At 65.1% G+C, this 17,044-nt stretch carries 17 protein-coding genes; 9 read left to right on the top strand and 8 right to left on the bottom strand.

Going from position 1 to position 17,044, the window contains the following annotated elements:
• Positions 1–2: 2 nt before the first annotated feature.
• The 3 genes from C8D77_RS09550 to C8D77_RS09560 all read right to left on the bottom strand — a co-directional run bounded on the left by C8D77_RS09550 (position 3) and on the right by C8D77_RS09560 (position 4,618).
• Positions 3–1,124 carry a class II histone deacetylase gene (locus C8D77_RS09550; RefSeq protein WP_109661755.1) on the bottom strand — a complete coding sequence of 374 codons (1,122 nt, stop codon included), beginning with the start codon at positions 1,122–1,124 and terminating at the stop codon, positions 3–5.
• 83 nt (positions 1,125–1,207) lie between these two features.
• Positions 1,208–3,934: a winged helix-turn-helix domain-containing protein gene (locus C8D77_RS09555; RefSeq protein ID WP_109661757.1), complete on the bottom strand. Its 2,727-nt coding sequence runs from the start codon at positions 3,932–3,934 to the stop codon at positions 1,208–1,210.
• Positions 3,935–4,618 carry a GNAT family N-acetyltransferase gene (locus C8D77_RS09560; protein ID WP_109663237.1) on the bottom strand — a complete coding sequence of 228 codons (684 nt, stop codon included), beginning with the start codon at positions 4,616–4,618 and terminating at the stop codon, positions 3,935–3,937.
• Positions 4,619–4,800: 182 nt separating this feature from the next.
• Here C8D77_RS09560 and C8D77_RS09565 point away from each other — a divergent pair, with 182 nt between their 5' ends.
• The 4 genes from C8D77_RS09565 to C8D77_RS09580 are packed head-to-tail and all read left to right on the top strand — an operon-like array spanning position 4,801 to position 9,126.
• Positions 4,801–6,096 (top strand): ArgE/DapE family deacylase, encoded by a 1,296-nt coding sequence (locus tag C8D77_RS09565; protein ID WP_170136732.1) that lies wholly within the window; start codon positions 4,801–4,803, stop codon positions 6,094–6,096.
• Positions 6,093–7,151, top strand: a complete 1,059-nt coding sequence (locus tag C8D77_RS09570) for a phosphotransferase (protein WP_109661761.1) — start codon at positions 6,093–6,095, stop codon at positions 7,149–7,151. Before C8D77_RS09565 ends, C8D77_RS09570 begins: the two co-directional genes overlap by 4 nt.
• Positions 7,152–8,459 (top strand): aspartate aminotransferase family protein, encoded by a 1,308-nt coding sequence (locus C8D77_RS09575; protein ID WP_170136714.1) that lies wholly within the window; start codon positions 7,152–7,154, stop codon positions 8,457–8,459. It begins immediately after the preceding gene.
• Positions 8,460–8,475: 16 nt separating this feature from the next.
• Entirely contained in the window at positions 8,476–9,126 is a 651-nt protein-coding gene (locus tag C8D77_RS09580; RefSeq protein WP_109661763.1) for a GntR family transcriptional regulator, read from the top strand.
• 9 nt (positions 9,127–9,135) lie between these two features.
• On the opposite strand, the gene C8D77_RS09585 is transcribed toward C8D77_RS09580, so the two are convergent.
• Genes C8D77_RS09585 through C8D77_RS09605 form a run of 5 tightly spaced genes read right to left on the bottom strand, consistent with a single transcriptional unit; the run spans position 9,136 to position 13,865 of the window.
• Complete coding sequence (locus C8D77_RS09585; RefSeq protein WP_109661766.1) at positions 9,136–10,440, bottom strand: NAD(P)/FAD-dependent oxidoreductase; 1,305 nt, start codon at positions 10,438–10,440, stop codon at positions 9,136–9,138.
• Positions 10,437–11,420: a branched-chain amino acid ABC transporter permease gene (locus tag C8D77_RS09590; RefSeq protein WP_056581931.1), complete on the bottom strand. Its 984-nt coding sequence runs from the start codon at positions 11,418–11,420 to the stop codon at positions 10,437–10,439. Before C8D77_RS09590 ends, C8D77_RS09585 begins: the two co-directional genes overlap by 4 nt.
• Complete coding sequence (locus C8D77_RS09595; protein ID WP_109661768.1) at positions 11,417–12,325, bottom strand: branched-chain amino acid ABC transporter permease; 909 nt, start codon at positions 12,323–12,325, stop codon at positions 11,417–11,419. The genes C8D77_RS09590 and C8D77_RS09595 overlap by 4 nt, the downstream gene beginning before the upstream one ends.
• Positions 12,322–13,071 (bottom strand): branched-chain amino acid ABC transporter ATP-binding protein, encoded by a 750-nt coding sequence (locus C8D77_RS09600; protein WP_109661770.1) that lies wholly within the window; start codon positions 13,069–13,071, stop codon positions 12,322–12,324. The genes C8D77_RS09595 and C8D77_RS09600 overlap by 4 nt, the downstream gene beginning before the upstream one ends.
• The gene (locus tag C8D77_RS09605; RefSeq protein WP_109661772.1) at positions 13,068–13,865 is read right to left on the bottom strand and encodes an ABC transporter ATP-binding protein; all 798 of its coding nucleotides are present in this window, start codon (positions 13,863–13,865) and stop codon (positions 13,068–13,070) included. The genes C8D77_RS09600 and C8D77_RS09605 overlap by 4 nt, the downstream gene beginning before the upstream one ends.
• Before the next feature lie 126 nt (positions 13,866–13,991).
• Here C8D77_RS09605 and C8D77_RS09610 point away from each other — a divergent pair, with 126 nt between their 5' ends.
• Genes C8D77_RS09610 through C8D77_RS09630 form a run of 5 tightly spaced genes read left to right on the top strand, consistent with a single transcriptional unit; the run spans position 13,992 to position 17,037 of the window.
• Entirely contained in the window at positions 13,992–14,726 is a 735-nt protein-coding gene (locus C8D77_RS09610; protein WP_013532980.1) for a GntR family transcriptional regulator, read from the top strand.
• Positions 14,723–15,205, top strand: coding sequence for a DUF3830 family protein (locus C8D77_RS09615; protein ID WP_109661775.1), 483 nt, complete (start codon positions 14,723–14,725; stop codon positions 15,203–15,205). The genes C8D77_RS09610 and C8D77_RS09615 overlap by 4 nt, the downstream gene beginning before the upstream one ends.
• Position 15,206: 1 nt before the next feature.
• Positions 15,207–15,560 (top strand): TIGR04076 family protein, encoded by a 354-nt coding sequence (locus C8D77_RS09620; protein WP_109661776.1) that lies wholly within the window; start codon positions 15,207–15,209, stop codon positions 15,558–15,560.
• Positions 15,557–16,612: an aldo/keto reductase gene (locus C8D77_RS09625; protein WP_109661778.1), complete on the top strand. Its 1,056-nt coding sequence runs from the start codon at positions 15,557–15,559 to the stop codon at positions 16,610–16,612. The genes C8D77_RS09620 and C8D77_RS09625 overlap by 4 nt, the downstream gene beginning before the upstream one ends.
• Positions 16,609–17,037, top strand: a complete 429-nt coding sequence (locus C8D77_RS09630; protein WP_109661780.1) for a DUF4440 domain-containing protein — start codon at positions 16,609–16,611, stop codon at positions 17,035–17,037. The genes C8D77_RS09625 and C8D77_RS09630 overlap by 4 nt, the downstream gene beginning before the upstream one ends.
• The last annotated feature ends 7 nt before the right edge of the window (positions 17,038–17,044 follow it).

Below are 17,044 nucleotides of genomic sequence, written 5' to 3' on the forward strand. Positions count from 1 at the left end.
CGTCAGGCCGCGCTGGCGAGGCGTTGGCGCAGGCCGGCGAGCAGGGCTTCGGCGGCATCGATCACCGCTGCCTGGTGCGGCTGCAGATCCTGCCCGGCCCATTCGTCGATATGGTCCGACAGCGGGTCGACCACCTCGGTGCGGTGATTGGCCAGCGTCTCGATAACGGCATGGCCGCAGAACGGCACATAGCCTTCCGAATAGCCGCCTTCATGGGTCATGATCAGGCGCCCTTGCGAGGTCTCGGCAGCCAGCGCCACCATCCGCGCGGCGAGCCGCCGGAAGCATTCGCTGTTGAGCATCATGCGGCCGAGCGGATCGAAGCCTGACGCGTCGAAGCCAGAGGCGACGATGACGAGGTTCGGTCTGTAGGCGCGCAGTGCCGGGGCGACGACGCGGTCGAAGGTTGCTTCATAGGCGCCGGTACCGCTGCCGGCCGGCAGCGGGATGTTGATGTTGTAGCCTTCGCCGTCGCCTTTGCCGTTGTCGGCCAGCGCGCCGCGCCCGGTCGGATAGAGATTGTCCTGATGCACGGAAATGGTCAGCACCGACGGGTCGGAATAAAACACCGTCTCGGTGCCATTGCCGTGATGCACATCCCAGTCGACCACGGCGGCCCGCCCAAGCAGGCCTTCATGCTGCAGCCGGCGCACAGAGACGCCGATGTTGGAGAACAGGCAGTTGCCCATCGCCTGGTCGGGTTCGGCATGGTGTCCCGGCGGTCGCGCCAGCGCATAGGCGTTGTCGACGCGGCCGGTCAGCACGGCGCGCATGGCGGCATAGGTGGTGCCGGCCGACAGCAGCGCGATGTCGAAACTGTTGAGACCGATCGGCGCCTGCGGCCCGGCGAAACCGGAGCCGCGCTCACTGAGCATACGGATATCGTCGACATGGCGTTGCGTGTGCACGCGCAGCAGGTCCTCGACCGAGACCGGCTCGGGGATGATCGGCACCAGGTGGCGCGACAGGCCGCTGACCTGGATGAGGTTGTTGAGCCGGCGCTTCGAGCCGGGGGATTCCAGATGGCGGCCGGGTTCCACGAAACGGCCGGGAGGCATCATGTCGGCGCTGGAGCCGGTGTCATGCCACATCAGCTGTTCGTGAAAAACGTAGCCTGTCGCCATCCGCAGCGTCCTCTAAAAACCAGGTGACGCTAGCAGGCTAACGATCATGTGGCCCGACCCGAAAGAGGGGTTGTGCCTGTTATCTATGCCCCTCCTTTCGGAGGGCTATGGGCGCCTGCGGACCCTTGCGCGGCGCGCACAGCCTGGACCCGGTTGGTCACCGCCAGCTTGCCGAAAATGTTCTTCAGATGCCATTTCACCGTGGTTTCGCTCACCGACAACGCAAGGGCGATATCGCGGTTGGACATACCCTCGGCGAGATAGCGCAGCAGTTCGGCCTCACGTTGGGTGAGCTGTTCCTTCTCGGCGGCTGGTGCGGCCAGCTTGCGCGTCGCCGCGGGCATTGTCTGCGCGGCGTCGATGATGCGCGTCGCATAGGCTGACAGCGCGGGATCGGTCTTTGCCTGAGCCGCACGCAGCCGCATCAACCCTTCGACGACAGACCTTCCCTCGTCGACGAAGGAACGGATGAAGCCAGAGGGTTGTGCGAGTCGCAGCGCGTCGAGCAGAGTGCGGTCGGCCTCGCGCGGATCGTGGGCGGCGCTGGCCGCCTTGGCGCGCAGGATCAGTGCTAATATATGGCGGCGCATGCGCCCGCTGGTTTTCGTGCGCTCCAGAAGCGCATCGAAAATCCCCGCTGCATCGGCATAGGATTTCTCGGCCGTCAGCAGGCGGCCCTCTGCGAAGAATTCGAACTCGTTGGCGGTGGTGATGACCATCGACGCCTCGGTCTCTTCGCCGCGATGCTCGGTCAGCAGCGCGCGCGCCTCGGTATTGCGGTTCTGGTCGAGCAGCACGCGTATGCGGTCATGCATGATCATCGATGCCAGGCGGCGATACACCGTGCCGTGCACGCGTTGATAGACGCGCTCCAGCATGTCCAGTGCCGCTTCGGTGCGACCGGTCAGCTGCAGCACGCGGGCATAGGTCGGCACGCTGGCCAGGGGATAGACGATGACCGCCGCACCCTCGATCTGCGGTCCGAGATTCTCGACCAGGGTCAGCGCCTCGCCCGACGCATTGGTCTCGTAGGCGAGTTCGGCAAGCAGCGTTCCGGCCAGGGCCTCGGCATAGGAATTTGCGCCGATCCGCGCCCTGGCCTCGATGATGGCGTTGCGCAGCAGCCGCTCGGCGGCGGGCAGGCGGCCCGCCGAACGCTCGACGACGGCCATGTAGCAATTGGCGATGGTGACGCCGAGCAGGCTGCCGCTTCGCTCATGCGCCCGTCGCGCCGCATCGATCGCGGCGCGCGCACCTTCGAGGTCGCCCAGCGCATAAAGATTGTAGCCAATGACATTGGCGGTCGCGCCCTCCATGAACCAGGCATCGGGCGCGATGACGCGCAGCGCCGCAAGGGCTGTGTCGCGCGCCTGATCGAACTGCTCCAGCGTGCTGTGGACGGCAGCGGCGAGAACCACGAGCTCGGCCTCGATCGTGGTTCCGGTCATGGTGCCTGGGTCATTGCTGTCAGTCGGTCCGGTCTCGACCAGCTTGCGCGCATTGCTCAGCGTCTGTTGAGCAATCTCGGGCTGGCTGCTGTGCACCGCCAGCCACAGCACCACGAGCTGCAGCCGGATGCGCTGGTCGATCAGCTTCCTCGGCAGAAGTGCCAGTAACTGGCGCACGTAAAGAAGCTGGCATTGGGCGATGAGGTCGAGCGCGTTGTTCTCGACGAACACCGCCGCGCGGGCCTGGTCGCCGGCGGCCAGCGCGTGCCCGATCGCCTCTGTCAGCATCTTGCGCTCGCCGAACCATTCGGCGGCTGCCAGATGCAGCGGCGCGATCATCTCCGGTTCGCGCCGTTCCATTTCGCGGCTGAGGAAATCGCGGAACAGATGATGGTAGCGGAACCAGCGCCGCTCTTCGTCGAGGGGGACAAGGAACAAGTTGCGCGTTTCGATTTCTGTGATCGCCGCCTCTGCATCCGCCGCGCGCATCACCGCCCGGCAGGCTTCGGCGCTGAAGCGTTCGAAGATCGAACTGTAGAGCAGGAACTTCGCGATCGCCGGCGGCAGTTCCAGGAACACTTCCCCCATCAGGAAGTCGGCGACGTTGCGGTTGGCTCCGGTGAAATTGCCGATCACTGTCTCGGGTGCATGCGCGGCACTCAGCGACAGCGAGGCCAGTTGCAGGCCGGCGGCCCATCCTTCGGTGCGCGAGCACAAGGTCTCCACCGTGCCGCTGCTGACGCTCAGGCCCAGTTTCTCGTTGAAGAAGGCTTCGGCCTCGGACGAGGCGAAACGCAGATCGTCGGGGCCGATTTCGAAGACGTCGCCAAGCACCCTGAGCTTGCCGAGCTGCAGGTCGGGCAGGTTGCGCGAGCCGATGACGAAGGCGACGTTGGCCGGCGCCTGTCGCGTCAGGCGCTCCATGAACCGCTTCACTGCCTGCGCTTCGATGGCGTGGTAGTCGTCGAAGAACAAGGTGATGTCGGCCGCGCGCGCCGCAAGACCCGCTACAAGTGCTGCGAGCACGACGTCGAGCTGCGGGATCGGGCTCGACTGGAAGGCAAGGTCGAGTTCCGCCGGGCTCTGGACCAGATGGCGCAGCGCGCCCACCAGATGCGACAGGAAGGCGCCCTCGTCATTGTCTGTCGTCTCGCAGGACAGCCATGCTGTCAGCCGGCCGTGGCGCGCGATTTCCGCAGCCCATTGCGCCATCGTCGTCGACTTGCCGAAGCCGGCCGGCGCGGCGAACAGCACGATGCGCGTGTCGATATGGCGCTCCAGCGTCGACAGAATGGTCTCGCGGCGCACCCATCGGCGATGGTGCGGCGACGCTTGGCTGACGGATTGCGGAGCTGCTCTCATCTAGGTCCGCGCAACCTGCTGGCTCTCAGGGGAGGGCGAGGCTCCCTTGCCATTGCTCCACTCTGCTTCGATCAGCGGAATCTGCGGCGCGGCATCGCGCGGCAAAGTACCTTTGATCCGGGGATCGTCGACGATTTCAAATCCTGTCGCGAAGGGCACAAATCCGCAGGCGCTGTAGAAACCGATGACGCTGTGATGATCGAAGCTGCTTGTGTGCAGCCAGATACGGTTCGGGTTGAGGCGCCATGCGAGATCCAGTGCGCCGGCCATCAGCCGCTTGCCGAACCCTCGGCCGGTCAAGGACGGAAACAGGCCGAAATAGGTGATCTCGATCTCGCAGCCGTCGGCGACGAAGAATTCGACCATGCCGAGATGCGCGCCGCTTTCATCGTAGCCGTAGTAGAGATGCTGGCGCGGGTCGGCGAAATGCGCAGCGATCTCGGCGTCGGACATTTCGGAGACGCGATCCCACAGCCAGGGCGCGCCGATCTCGAGGAAGACCGCCCGATACGAAGCGCAGTCGGGCATGGTGATCCGGGTCATCGCCAGAGGTTGCGCGAGATCGGGCTGCGGGGCGCGCGCCTCCATCCACGTCACCGCATTGGCGAGCTTGCCCGCCGGCAGGCGCCGGTAGCCAATGGCGAGATCGGTGATTTCGGCCGGCATCGTGTCTTCGCTGATCAACGCATTCCCCGTCATGTCTTCCAGACAGCAGTATCGGCTTGCTGCATCCGATGCCAACTCCCCAGCGGCGTGGCGGCATCGAACGGCAAGCTCTGGCCTGACGTTTCGGCCCGTATGCCTCTTGCATTTCACAGAAATGGCATATGAGATATGATACACCATCCAGATGAAAGCGGAATATGATGCCTGAGCGGATTGCGGACGAGGCCATTCTCAGCGCGGTCGATGACGGCTTCGCGCGACAGGTCGCGTTTCTGCAAGACCTCGTGCGCTTTCCCTCCCAACGCGGCGAAGAACATGCCGCGCAGTCGTTCATGGCCGCCGCATACGAAGCGGATGGCTATGCGGTCGACATGTGGCGCGTCGATGTCGATGCGATTCGCGACCTGCCCGGTTTTTCACCCGTGGCGGTCTCCTATGACGACGCCTTCAATGTCGTTGCCACGCATACGCCGCGTAACGCGACCGGCCGCTCTTTGATCCTCAACGGCCATATCGATGTCGTGCCGACAGGACCGCTCGACCGCTGGGTGCGCGATCCCTACGATCCTGCGATCGAGGATGGCTGGATGCATGGCCGCGGCGCCGGCGACATGAAGGCCGGCCTGTCCGCCTGCCTCTATGCGCTGACCGCCTTGCGCAGCCTCGGCTATCAGCCGGCCGCGAACGTTTACCTCCAGTCGGTGGTCGAGGAAGAGTGCACCGGCAATGGCGCGCTCGCCTGCCTGCAGCGTGGCTACCGCGCCGACGCCGCGTTCATTCCCGAGCCGCTGGAGCCGAGACTGATGCGCGCGCAGGTCGGGCCGATCTGGTTCCGGGTCGAGGTCGACGGCGATCCGCAGCATGCGTCGGGTGCATTCTCGGCCGGCGCCAATGCCATCGAAAAGGCCTTCGTCATCATCCAGGCACTGAAGCAGCTCGAAATCGTCTGGAACGCGCGCAAGGTCGACGACAAGCATTTCCACGATCACCCGCACCCGATCCGCTTCAACCTCGGCAAGATCGAAGGCGGCGAGTGGACATCGAGCGTTCCGGCGCGCTGTGTCTTCGAGATGCGCGTCGCCACCTATCCCGGCCAGAGGCTCGAAGACGCCAAGGCCGAGCTTGAAGCCTGCATCGCCGATGCGGCGCGCGCGGACCCGTTCCTGGCCAACCGCCCGCCGAGCCTCACCTACAATGGCTTCATGGCCGAGGGCTATGTGCTGGAGGGCGCCGACGAGATGGAAGCGGTGCTGCGCCGCAGCCATACCGCCGTCTGGGGCGAGCCGCTGACGGAACACGTCACGTCGGCGACGACGGATGCGCGCTTTTTCGGCCTCTATGCCGACACGCCGGCGATCGTCTACGGCCCGATCTGCCGCATGCCGCATGGCTATGACGAGGCCGTCGATCTCGACTCGGTGCGCAAGGTCACCCAGACGATCGCTCTGTTCATCGCCGACTGGTGCGGCCTCGAGCCTGTCGAGGCCAAGCCATGAGTGCGGTCGTCCCCGATGCGTTCGGCGAAACGCTCGCCGAGGATGCGCCCGATGTCTCGACCGCCGATGCGCTTACCATCATGCGCCGGCACTACGGGCTCACCGGCAGCGCGCGTCCGCTGCCTGGCGAACGCGACCACAATTTCCATATCCAGACCGATGGTCAGGCCGACTTTGTTCTGAAGATCTCCCATCCGGCGGAAGAGGTAGCCTTCACCGACTTCCAGAACAAGGCGCTCGACCACATCCTCGAGGTCGACCCGACCTTGCCGGTTCCTTCGGTGCGCAAGAGCCTTGAAGGCGAAGCGCAGTTCGCGATCAGCGTCGGCGGATCGGCGCCGCGCATCATCCGGCTGGTCAGCTATCTGCCTGGCCAGTTGCTGTCGCGCTCGCCCCCATCAGCGGCGCAGGATCGCAATCTCGGCATCTTCCTCGCTCGCCTTGGCCGGGCGCTGCGCGGCTTCTTCCATCCGGCCGCCGGCAGCGACCTGCTCTGGGACATCCGCAAGGTCGCCAAGACACGGCCGATGATGACGCATATCACTGACGTTGGCCGGCGGGCGATGGTCGAACGCGTCATCGACGCCTTCGAAGAGCATGCGGCGCCGGTCATCCCGAGCCTGCGCGCGCAAATCGTCCACAACGACATGAACTCCTACAATGTGGTGATGGACGCGTCGCGGCCGGAGATCGTGAGCGGCATCCTCGATTTCGGCGACATGATCCATTCGCCGCTGATCTGCGACCTGGCCATCGGCGCCGTCTACCGTTGGCCGGCTGAAGACCATCCACTGGCGCCGGCCGCGCGCTTCGTCGCCGGCTATCAAGCGGTGCAGCCGCTTGAGGCGGAAGAGATCGGCATCCTCTTCGATCTGATCCGCGCTCGCCTCGCGCTCATCGCCAACATCGCCAGTTGGCAGGCCGAGCGGTTCCCGGCCAAGCGCGACTATGTGCTGCGCCTCATCACCGAGGTGTGGGCTTCGCTCGAACGGCTGGACGGGCTGTCGTCCGCGGATGCCCGCCGCTATTTTCTCGACCATTCCAATCCGGAGTAGATGCTCGTGTCCCAGTCCTCGCCGTACCCTGCAAATGCCGATGCGGCATCGGAGCGCGCGTTGCTTGAACGCCGCGCCAGGCTGCTCGGGCCGACCTACCGCGCCTTCTACCGCAACCCGATCCATCTGGTGCGCGGCAGCGGTGTGTGGCTCTACGACGCCCAGGGCCGCAAATTCCTCGACGCCTACAACAACGTCGCTTCGGTCGGCCACTGCCATCCGCGCGTGGTCGAGGCGCTGTCGGGGCAGGCCGCGACGCTCAACACGCATACGCGCTACCTCAGCGAGATCATCCTCGACTACGCGGAGAAACTCCTAGGCACCGTTCCGGCCTATCTCGGCCATGCCATGTTCACCTGCACCGGCAGCGAGGCCAACGATCTCGCCATCCGCATCGCCCAGCATTCCAGCGGCGGCACCGGGGTAATCATCACCGATTTCGCCTATCACGGCGCCACGATCGCGACGGCGCAACTGTCACCGGCGGCGGTCGGAGCAAAGGGCGTCCCCGCGCAGCATCGCACCGTGGCAGCGCCGGACACGTTCCGCGACCATGGCCGTGCCGCGCATGATTTCGCAAAAAATGTTGCCGCCGCCATCGCGGACATGCGCGCAAAAAATATCCGGCCGGCAGCGCTGCTTCTCGACTCGGCCTTTTCCAGCGACGGTATTTTCTTTCCCGATGCGAAGGTGATGCGCGAGGCGGCGGATCACGTCAGAAAGGTCGGCGGCATTGTCATCGCCGATGAGGTTCAATCCGGCTTCGGAAGACTTGGCCAGGGCATGTGGGGCTTCGCCAATTATGGCATCGAGCCTGATATCGTCACGATGGGCAAACCGATCGGCGACGGGCATCCGATGGGCGCGGTGCTGGTGCGGCCGCAGCTTGTCGCATCCTTCGGTTCGAACACCGGCTACTTCAACACATTCGGCGGCAATCCGGTCGCGGCCGCCGTCGGCATCGCCGTTCTGGAGGTGATCGAAGGCGAAGGACTGATCGAGAATGCCCGCAACGTCGGCGCCTATACGAGTGAACTGCTGCGCGCCCTGCAGAGCCGGCATGGCGCGGTCGCCGATATCAGGCACAACGGCCTTTATTTCGGTGTCGAGTTGACGGCGGACGGCGACGAGGCTCTGGCCGCTACCAAGACATCGGCGGTCGTCGATGCCATGCGCGAGGACGGCGTTCTGATCTCGTCCTGCGGTCCGCGCGGCAATGTGCTGAAGATCAGGCCGCCACTGCCGTTTGCCAGGGACAATGCCGAGCAACTGGCCGAGACGGTCGATCGCGCGCTGTCGAACTGGTGATCGGAGCGGGCCGCGCATGCTGAAGCTCGAACATCAAACCCTGAATGACCGCGCCTATGGCGCGCTCAAGCAGGAGTTGATTTCAGGCGGCTTCAGCCCGGGCCAGACGCTGGTCATCCGCAAGCTCGCCGAGACGTTCGGCATCTCGACGACGCCGATCCGCGAGGCGCTGCAGCGGCTGGTCGCCGAACGGCTGCTCGAAATGCAGAACAACCGCTCGGTCATCGTGCCGTTGCTGTCCGCGCCTGCCTTCGAGGAACTGACGCGCATCCGCATCGCCGTCGAGGGACTGGCGGGCGAGATGGCGGCGACCAGGATGAGCGAAAGCGGGTTGGCTAACATACAGGCGACCCTCGCCGGCATGCAGCGTGCCATCGAGGCCTGCGACACCCGGGCCTATCTGACGCTGAACGAGGCCTTCCACTTCGCCATCTATCAGCACGCCGGCGCGCCGATCCTGCTCAACATGATCCGCGATCTCTGGGGTCGGGTCGGGCCCTATCTCAAGCTGCTGATGCAGGCCGATCGCTACATCCCGCAGTCGAACGACGCACATCGCAGGATCGTCGCCGCGCTGGAGCAGCGCAGTGGTCCCACTGTGCGGATTTTCATAGAAGAGGATATCGCCGTGGCGGCCGCGGTTCTGTCGACAACCTTGGCAAAGTGAAGTGACTGTCTAGCTCGTCTCGTCCATTCGGTCGCGCAGCATGCTCCAGCCAAGCAGTATGTTGGGCGCATGCCGCAGCAGCGTATGGAACGGGATCGGCGCCGGCGGCGCAAAGGGCAGCGGCAGGTCGCGGGCCTCGGTTCCAGCGGCCCAGTCCGCCAGCACCTTGCCCATCGCCGTGGTCATGGCGATGCCGCGGCCGTTGCAGGCGCGACCGGCGATCAGCCCTGGCCCAATGTCCAGGAGATGCGGCAGGAAATCCGGTTCGACCGCTGCCATTCCCGACCAGCTATAGGCAAGCGGCGGCAATTCGGGCAGGTCGAGATGCCGGGCGAGCCGCTGCCAGATCGTCTGCGGTACGCGCGTATCGGCGCCGGCACCAAGAATATGCATGCCGCCGCTGATCAGCCGGTTATCCGCGTCGAAGCGGAAGGTGAAGAGATTGCGCCTGGTGTCGCCGACACCTTGCCCGCCGGGAAGCAACCGGCTGCGCACGTCACGAGGCAGTGGCGCTGTCGCGATCTGAAAAACTTTCAGCGGGAAATAGGTTCGCTGCAATGTTGGATTGAGGGACCAGCCATAGGCGTTGGTGGCGATCAGCACCTTGCCGGCGCGTACCGATCCCGTCGGCGTTTTCAGCATCCAACCATCGGCTATGCGATCAACCGAGGTGACGCGCGTCTGCTCGAAGATCTTCGCGCCGGCCTTCTCCGCCGCATCGGCGAGCCCGCGCGCGTAGGTGACTGGATTGAGCACGCCGCCGGAACGATCCATCCAGCCGCCGATATACCCTGGCACGCCCGTCAGGGCTTCGATTTCCTGCCTATCCAATGTGACTGCCGGCCTGCCGCGCTGCGCCCATTGCCCCGCGCGTGACTTGACCTTCTCGAAGGCGGCAGGCGAATGCGCCGGCTGGATCCACCCGTTCGGCACGGCGTCGCAGTCGATGCCATGCTGCCGGATCAGGCGGAAAACCAGGTCGGCGCTGCCGGCGGCGAAATCGATCAGCCTTTCGCCGCGCGAAGGTCCGAGGTGGGCCAGTATGTCGACCGGGTCCATCTTGGCGAAGTTCGGTACGACGAAGCCCGCATTCCTGCCGGTCGCGCCCCAGGCGATGAATTCGGCTTCGAGAACGGCGACGGAAATGCCTTTCCCGGCGGCGTGCAGCGCGGTTGAAAGGCCGGAAAAGCCGCCGCCGACGATGGCCAGGTCGACATCGATCCCGCCTTGCAGCGCTGGCCGCTCGCGCCGGTTGCGGCTGACGGCATGCCACAGCGAAGTGCCTTGTGCCTCCTGCCAGATCACGGCATTCATGAGCCGGAACTGCTCTCGCCCGCAGCGATCTTCGCCCGCTTGCTGAAACGTGGCCGCCGCGGCCTGTCGCCGAACAGGCCGTTCGGTCGGATCAGCAGAATGACGCAGAGCATGACGCCGATGGCGGCGATCTGCAGCGCGGCGGCGCGCGCCTGCTGTTCGGGCGGGAACAGGATGCTGGTCAGCGTGCCCGAGCCGGCCCATATCGCCCACACCAGGATGCTGCCGATGACGGCGCCGAGATTGCTGCCCGAGCCGCCGACGATCAGCATCACCCAGACCTGGAAGGTCAGGATCGGCAAATAATTGTCCGGCGCGATGAAGCCAGTGAAATGCGCCTGCAGCGCGCCGGCCAGCGCCATGATGGCGCCGCCGACGGCAAAGGCCTGGACACGGTAGAAACGCGCGCTCTTGCCAAGCGAGATCGCCGCCCGCTCATCCTCGCGCAGTGCTTTCAAAACCCGCCCCCACGGGCTGCGCGACAAATGCTCCAAGGCGAGATAGGCGACCAGCGTGACGACCGAGACCACTGCGAGGTTCGACAGGTTGAACAGCAGCGGCGTCTCGGCAAGGCCGCCGAAGGGGCGCGGGATGAAGCCGATGCCGAACGGGCCGCCCGTCAGCTTCTGCGCATTGAGCGCGACCAGTTGCACGACGACGGCAACGCCGAAGGTGGTGATCGCCAAATAGTCGGATCGCAGCCGCAGCGTCGCCATGCCGGTCAGCGCTGCGGCGATGCCGCCGACGACCATGGCGCCGAGCCAGCCGACAAGGATCGGCAGACCGAAGCCGCCCAGCCGCGCGGCATCGTCCGGTGTGGTCAGCAGCGCCGATGTATAGGCGCCGATGGCGACGAAGCCGGCGAGGCCGACATTGAACAGGCCGGTCAGGCCCCACTGCAGATTGAGACCCAGCGTGACCAGCGAGAAGATCAGCGCGGTGGTCAGGAAGAAGGCGCCGTAGCCGAGCAGGTCCATCAGCGTTCCCTCACACCAAAAAGGCCGATCGGCCGCACGAACAGCACCGCCATCAGGATGATGAAGGAGACCGCGGCGCGCCATTCGGCGCCGATCAATTGCACGGCACCTGCTTCGGCGAGCCCGATGATCAGGCCGCCGAGCACCGCACCGGGGATGCTGCCGATGCCGCCGAGAATGGCGGCGGCAAACATCGGCAGCAGCATGTCGAAGCCCATGAACGGGCGGATCTGCACCAGAATGCCAATCATCACGCCGGCCACGCAGGCGAGCGCGCCGCCGATGACCCAGGTGACGCGCACCACGCTGGCAACGTCGATGCCGACGATGCGGGCCAGTGCCGCGTTCTGGCTCAAGGCCTGCATCGAGCGGCCGGTCTGCGTGCGCGTCATCAACAGATGCACGGCGAGCACCAGCACGGCGGTCAGCAGCAAGAGCGCGATCTGGTCGGGCGTGATGCGGATGCCGAAGCCGACCGGCATGGCGATCTGGATCGCCCGGCTGAAATAGGTCGGCCGCGAGGTGAAGGTGAATTCGAGCAGGCTGCGCAGCGCCATCGAGGCGCCGAAGCTCGCCATCACCACGATGATCGCCTGGCCTTGCGAACGCAGCCGCGCGAACAGCACCTTGTCGAGCAGCAGCGCCAAGAGGGCGGTGAAGGCCATGCCGACAGCGAGCGCAACAATCAGCGGCCAGCCAAAGGAGAGGGGACCAATGGGTGCCACCTTGCCAACCATCGCGCCGATAGCACTGACGACGGCCAGCGTCGCATAGGTGCCCCAGGCCATGAAGTCGCCATGGGCAAAGTTCGAGAAGCGCAGGATCGAATAGGTGAGCGTCACGCCGATGGCGCCGAGGCCGATCATCGAACCCGTCAGCAGCCCGTCGACGACAAATTGCAGGCTCATGCCCCACCTCCTTTCTCGGCGTGCAGCGGGCGCTGGCCGAGATAGAGTTCGGCGACCACCGGATCGTTCCACAGTTCGGAGGCGATGCCCTCGTGCCGGTCCTTGCCCTCGACCAGCACATAGGCGCGGTCGCCGATGGCGAGCGCTGCCTTGGCGTTCTGCTCGACGAGCAGGATGGTGACGCCGGATTTGCGGATGCCGGCCAGCATCTCGAACACCATCGACACGAATTTCGGCGACAGGCCGGCCGACGGTTCGTCGAGCACCAGCACCTTGGGATGGACGATCAGGGCCCGGGCAACGGCGAGCATCTGCCGCTGTCCGCCCGACAGGTTGCCGGCGGCGGTGCGGCGCTGGCGCACGAGGTCGGGGAAGGCGGTATACATTTCCTCGATGCGGGCAGGGATTTCGCGCCGCTCGAGGATGCCGCAGGCAACTTTTAAATTGTCCTCGACCGACATCAGCGGGAAGATGTTTTCGGTCTGCGGTACGAAGGCCAGCCCAAGCCGCACCATGGTGTGCGCGGGGGCGGCCGTGATGTCCTTGCCGTCCAAAAACACCGTGCCGCCGGTGATCGGGACGAGGCCGGCGATGGCCTTGATGAAGCTCGACTTGCCGGCGCCGTTGGGGCCGAGCACGACGACGATCTCGCCTTTTTTGACGGTGATCGAGGCGCCGCGCACGATCGGCACGCCGGGCTCGTAACCAGCTTCAAGGCCGCGGACATCGAGGACGATCTCGCTCATGCGGCGCCTCCGAGATAGGCCTCGATGACGCGCGGGTCGCGCGCGACCTCTTCGGCCGTACCTTCGCTGAGCAACTGGCCGCTCGCCATGACCAGGACGCGATGGCAGAGCCGCGTCACCATGTCGATGTTATGCTCGATCAGCAGGAAGGTGATGCCGCGCGCATTGATGTCGCGGATGCGGTCGATGATGACTTCGAGCAGCGTCGCGTTGACGCCGGCCGCCGGTTCGTCGAGCAGGATGATCGCCGGGTCGGCCATCATCACGCGGGCGAGTTCGAGCAGCTTGCGCTGGCCGCCCGAAAGCACGCGCGCCGGCTCGTGCGCGAGGTGGGTGAGGGTGACCAGTTCCAGCAGTTCGAGCGCCTTTGCCCTAGCGGCTCTCTCCTGCGCCGCCACCCGCCATGGCGTGACGAAATTGGCGAGCAGCTTTTCGCCGGCCTGGCCCTGTGCCGCCAGCATGATGTTTTCGATCAGCGTCAGATTGGGCAGCGGGCGCGGGATCTGGAAGGTGCGGCCAAGGCCACGGCCGATGCGCAGATGCGCGGCTTCGCCCGAGACAGGCGTGCCGTTGAGCAGGATCTCGCCGCTGGTCGGCAGGATGCTGCCGGCGAGCAGATCGAACATCGTCGTCTTGCCGGCGCCGTTGGGGCCGATCAGGCCGAGGATTTCTCCCGCTTTGACGTCAAACGAGACGTCGTTGACCGCGACAAGGCCACCGAACCGCCTGACGACATTTTTTGCCGTCAGAACCGGCGCGCGGGTTTCCCCTTGCCGTTTGGTTGCCTCGCTCATCAAACCCTCTGGCCGAAGGCGATCGTTGCCGCCTCCTGATTATGATTTGTGATCACACTTGCTTTGATCACGCTATTCGGCTTTAATTTCATCCGCAAGCCGAAAACCGGCCAAGAACGGAATTCCATGCAAAAGGCTGCCATCGAAAAGAACAACGAGGCGATCGCTGCCCAGCTTGCGCCGGTCGGCCGCGAAACCGTGCAGGACCGTGTCTACTCCGAACTGCGCCGCGCCTTGATTGGCGGCCTGTTCGAGCCGAGCCAGGTGCTGACCATCCGTGGCCTTGCCGATGCGCTGGTCACCTCGACCATGCCGGTGCGCGAGGCGCTCGGCCGGCTGATCACGGAAAAGGCGCTGGAGGCGCTGCCCAATCGTTCGGTGCGCGTGCCGCCGATCACGCTGGAACGCCTCGACGATCTCCTGCGTGCCCGCATCCTGATCGAAGGCGAGGCAATCGCACTGGCCGCCGCCCGCATGGGGCCGCGCCAGATCGCTACCATCGAAACCATTCTTGCCGAATGGGACGAAATGCGGGCGTTGAAGCACAAGAAGGACGTCGATCGCGAAGTGACGCTCAACCAGAGCTTTCATTTCGAGATTTATCGTTCCTGCGGCTCGGCCGTGCTGATCCCGATGATCGAGAGCCTGTGGCTGCAATCGGGTCCCTGCATCCGCGTCGCCATCTATGCCTTCTCGGAAGCTGGCGAGGTCGACACCGCCCAGTATCACCGCCGCATCGTCACGGCGCTGTCCACGCAGGATGCGCAGGCCGCGCGTGAATCACTGGTCGCCGACATCAGCCGACCCTTCACCTTCCTGCGCAGCAAGCTGCAGGCCGCCGCCGCGAAAGACCAGACATGACCGCCATCAGGATCACCGAGCCGCGTTCGCAGCTTTCCGTCACGGCATTGTTGCTGCCCGAGAAGGCACCGGAAAACGCTGCCTTCCTCTTGGCCTATCTCGGCACGCCACGCGTCGTCCCGGGCATCCATGCGATGTGGACAGGGCCGGAAATCTCATGTCCGGTTCCATCAGCCGATCTTGAGGGCCAGGCCTATGCCAGGCCGTTGCCGGCCGAGAACGCGACGCTGACGCCGCAGCCGGGCGACATCGTGCTATCCTATGTGCCGCCACACATGTGGGGTGGCAACCCCAATGCGATCTTCGACATCGGCCTCTATTACGGGCAGGGGGCGCGGCTGCTGTTCCCGATCGGCTGGCTGGCCGGCAGCGTGGTGGCGCAGGTGCGTGCCGGGGAGCGCGATCAATTCGCCGCCGCTTGCGGTGTCATCCGCCGCAACGGCGCCTGCGATGTCACCTTCAGTCTGGTGGAGGCTTGACATGACCGACGACAGTTTCGAGCTGTTCGATCTGCGCGTCGAGGCGATCATCCCGAAGGGCAGACCGATCTATTGCGGCGCCAAGGCCGGCGACTATTTCGAGCTCAAGGGCGAGATGCTGTCGATGCCGGCAGGGCAGGGCTTTTCGATCTATTCGCTCGCCGCCGTGTTGCCGCTGCTGGCGGCCAAGCAGCGCCTGACCCACCCGAACGACTGGATGACCTCGGACGCCGAGATCGCTTGTCCCGATCCCAATTGCGCCAGCCGGCTCCGGATCGTCAGGGTGGCCAAGCGGCGGTTCAGCCACGCCGAGACCACGGCGGTGCCGCTGCCGAAAGAGGATGACCTGACATGACCGCCAAGACCTTCGAACTCGGCCCCGGCTACACCATCTCGCGCGTCATTCGCGGCGGCTGGCAGCTGGCCGGTGGCCACGGCGCCATCGACCGCAGCCAAGCGGTTGCCGATCTGATCGCCACTTTCGATGCCGGCATCTGGACCTATGATTGCGCCGACATCTACACCGGTGTCGAGGAGCTCATCGGCGCCGCGCGCCTGCGGCTGGCCAGCGAGCGCGGCCTCGACGTTGCGGCCCGGATGAAGGTGCACACCAAGCTGGTGCCCGACCTCGAACGGCTGGCCAGCATCAGCCGCGATTACATCAGGGGCATTGTCGACCAGTCGCTGCGGCGGCTGAAGACCGAGCGGCTCGATCTCGTGCAGTTCCACTGGTGGGACTATGATCAGCCTCGCTATGTCGAGGCGATGGGCTGGCTCGACGAACTTCGGCTGGAAGGCAAGGTGCGCAATCTCGGCACCACCAATTTTGACACGCCGCGGCTTGCCGAAATCCTCGCCGCCGGCATTCCGCTGGTCAGCCAGCAACTGCAATATTCGGTGCTCGACCAGCGGCCTGGCAACAGCCTTGTGGGCCTCGCCGCCAAGAACGGCGTCAGCTTCCTCTGCTATGGCTCAGTTGCCGGCGGCTTTCTCAGCGACAAATGGCTCGGCGTGGCCGAACCGGTCACGCCGCTCGAAAACCGTTCGCTGGTCAAATACAAGCTGATCATCGATGATTTCGGCGGCTGGGACCTGTTCCAGCAATTGCTTCAGGCACTGAAGGCCGTTGGCGACCGCCATGGCGTCGACATTGCCACCATCGCCAGCGCCTGGGTGCTGGAGCAGCCGCAAGTGGCGGCCGTCATCGTCGGCGCCCGCAACCAGGCGCACGCCATTGCCAATGCGAAAACCATGGACGTTGCGCTCGACGCCGAGGACCGGGCGCAGATAGCGGCCATCATCGCGCAGGGCACCGGCCTCGAGGGTGACGTCTACACGCTGGAGCGCGACCGCCACGGCCGCCACGGTTCGATCATGCATTACAACCTCAATGCGGGGAAGAAATGAGCGGCGAACCCTCCCTGTTTTCACGCGCCAGCGCCGAAATCATCGATCTGCATCGCTTCTTCGTCGACTGGTTCGTCGCCGCGCGAGCCAACACGGTGGACTTCGGCCGCTTCGAACGCGCCATGGGCGAAGACCTCAGCATGGTGGCGCCGGACGGGCAGGTCCTCGATCGCGAAGCGGTCGTCGATCATGTCCGCTCAAGCCGCGCCTCTTGCGACGACGGTTTTGCCATTTCGATCGAGGACATCCGGCCCGGCTGGCAGGACGCCGATACCATCGTCGTCCTTTATGTCGAAGCGCAGCTACGCGCGGGCAAGCACAGCCGTCGCCAGTCGAGCGCCGTCTTCACCACCAGTTCATCGGCGCCCAACGGCGTCGAATGGCGACATCTGCATGAAACCTGGCTGCAGGTGCCGGAACGCTGAAACAGGC

The organism is Mesorhizobium loti (assembly GCF_003148495.1).
Taxonomy (GTDB): Bacteria; Pseudomonadota; Alphaproteobacteria; order Rhizobiales; family Rhizobiaceae; genus Mesorhizobium; species Mesorhizobium loti.

Excerpts from the sequence above, each read along its gene's own strand:
- C8D77_RS09550 (WP_109661755.1), bottom strand. The coding sequence starts at position 1,124 with ATGGCGACAGGCTACGTTTTTCACGAACAGCTGATGTGGCATGACACC.
- C8D77_RS09555 (WP_109661757.1), bottom strand. The coding sequence starts at position 3,934 with ATGAGAGCAGCTCCGCAATCCGTCAGCCAAGCGTCGCCGCACCATCGC.
- C8D77_RS09565 (WP_170136732.1), top strand. The coding sequence starts at position 4,801 with ATGCCTGAGCGGATTGCGGACGAGGCCATTCTCAGCGCGGTCGATGAC.
- C8D77_RS09570 (WP_109661761.1), top strand. The coding sequence starts at position 6,093 with ATGAGTGCGGTCGTCCCCGATGCGTTCGGCGAAACGCTCGCCGAGGAT.
- C8D77_RS09575 (WP_170136714.1), top strand. The coding sequence starts at position 7,152 with ATGCTCGTGTCCCAGTCCTCGCCGTACCCTGCAAATGCCGATGCGGCA.
- C8D77_RS09580 (WP_109661763.1), top strand. The coding sequence starts at position 8,476 with ATGCTGAAGCTCGAACATCAAACCCTGAATGACCGCGCCTATGGCGCG.
- C8D77_RS09585 (WP_109661766.1), bottom strand. The coding sequence starts at position 10,440 with ATGAATGCCGTGATCTGGCAGGAGGCACAAGGCACTTCGCTGTGGCAT.
- C8D77_RS09595 (WP_109661768.1), bottom strand. The coding sequence starts at position 12,325 with ATGAGCCTGCAATTTGTCGTCGACGGGCTGCTGACGGGTTCGATGATC.
- C8D77_RS09600 (WP_109661770.1), bottom strand. The coding sequence starts at position 13,071 with ATGAGCGAGATCGTCCTCGATGTCCGCGGCCTTGAAGCTGGTTACGAG.
- C8D77_RS09605 (WP_109661772.1), bottom strand. The coding sequence starts at position 13,865 with ATGAGCGAGGCAACCAAACGGCAAGGGGAAACCCGCGCGCCGGTTCTG.
- C8D77_RS09610 (WP_013532980.1), top strand. The coding sequence starts at position 13,992 with ATGCAAAAGGCTGCCATCGAAAAGAACAACGAGGCGATCGCTGCCCAG.
- C8D77_RS09615 (WP_109661775.1), top strand. The coding sequence starts at position 14,723 with ATGACCGCCATCAGGATCACCGAGCCGCGTTCGCAGCTTTCCGTCACG.
- C8D77_RS09620 (WP_109661776.1), top strand. The coding sequence starts at position 15,207 with ATGACCGACGACAGTTTCGAGCTGTTCGATCTGCGCGTCGAGGCGATC.
- C8D77_RS09625 (WP_109661778.1), top strand. The coding sequence starts at position 15,557 with ATGACCGCCAAGACCTTCGAACTCGGCCCCGGCTACACCATCTCGCGC.
- C8D77_RS09630 (WP_109661780.1), top strand. The coding sequence starts at position 16,609 with ATGAGCGGCGAACCCTCCCTGTTTTCACGCGCCAGCGCCGAAATCATC.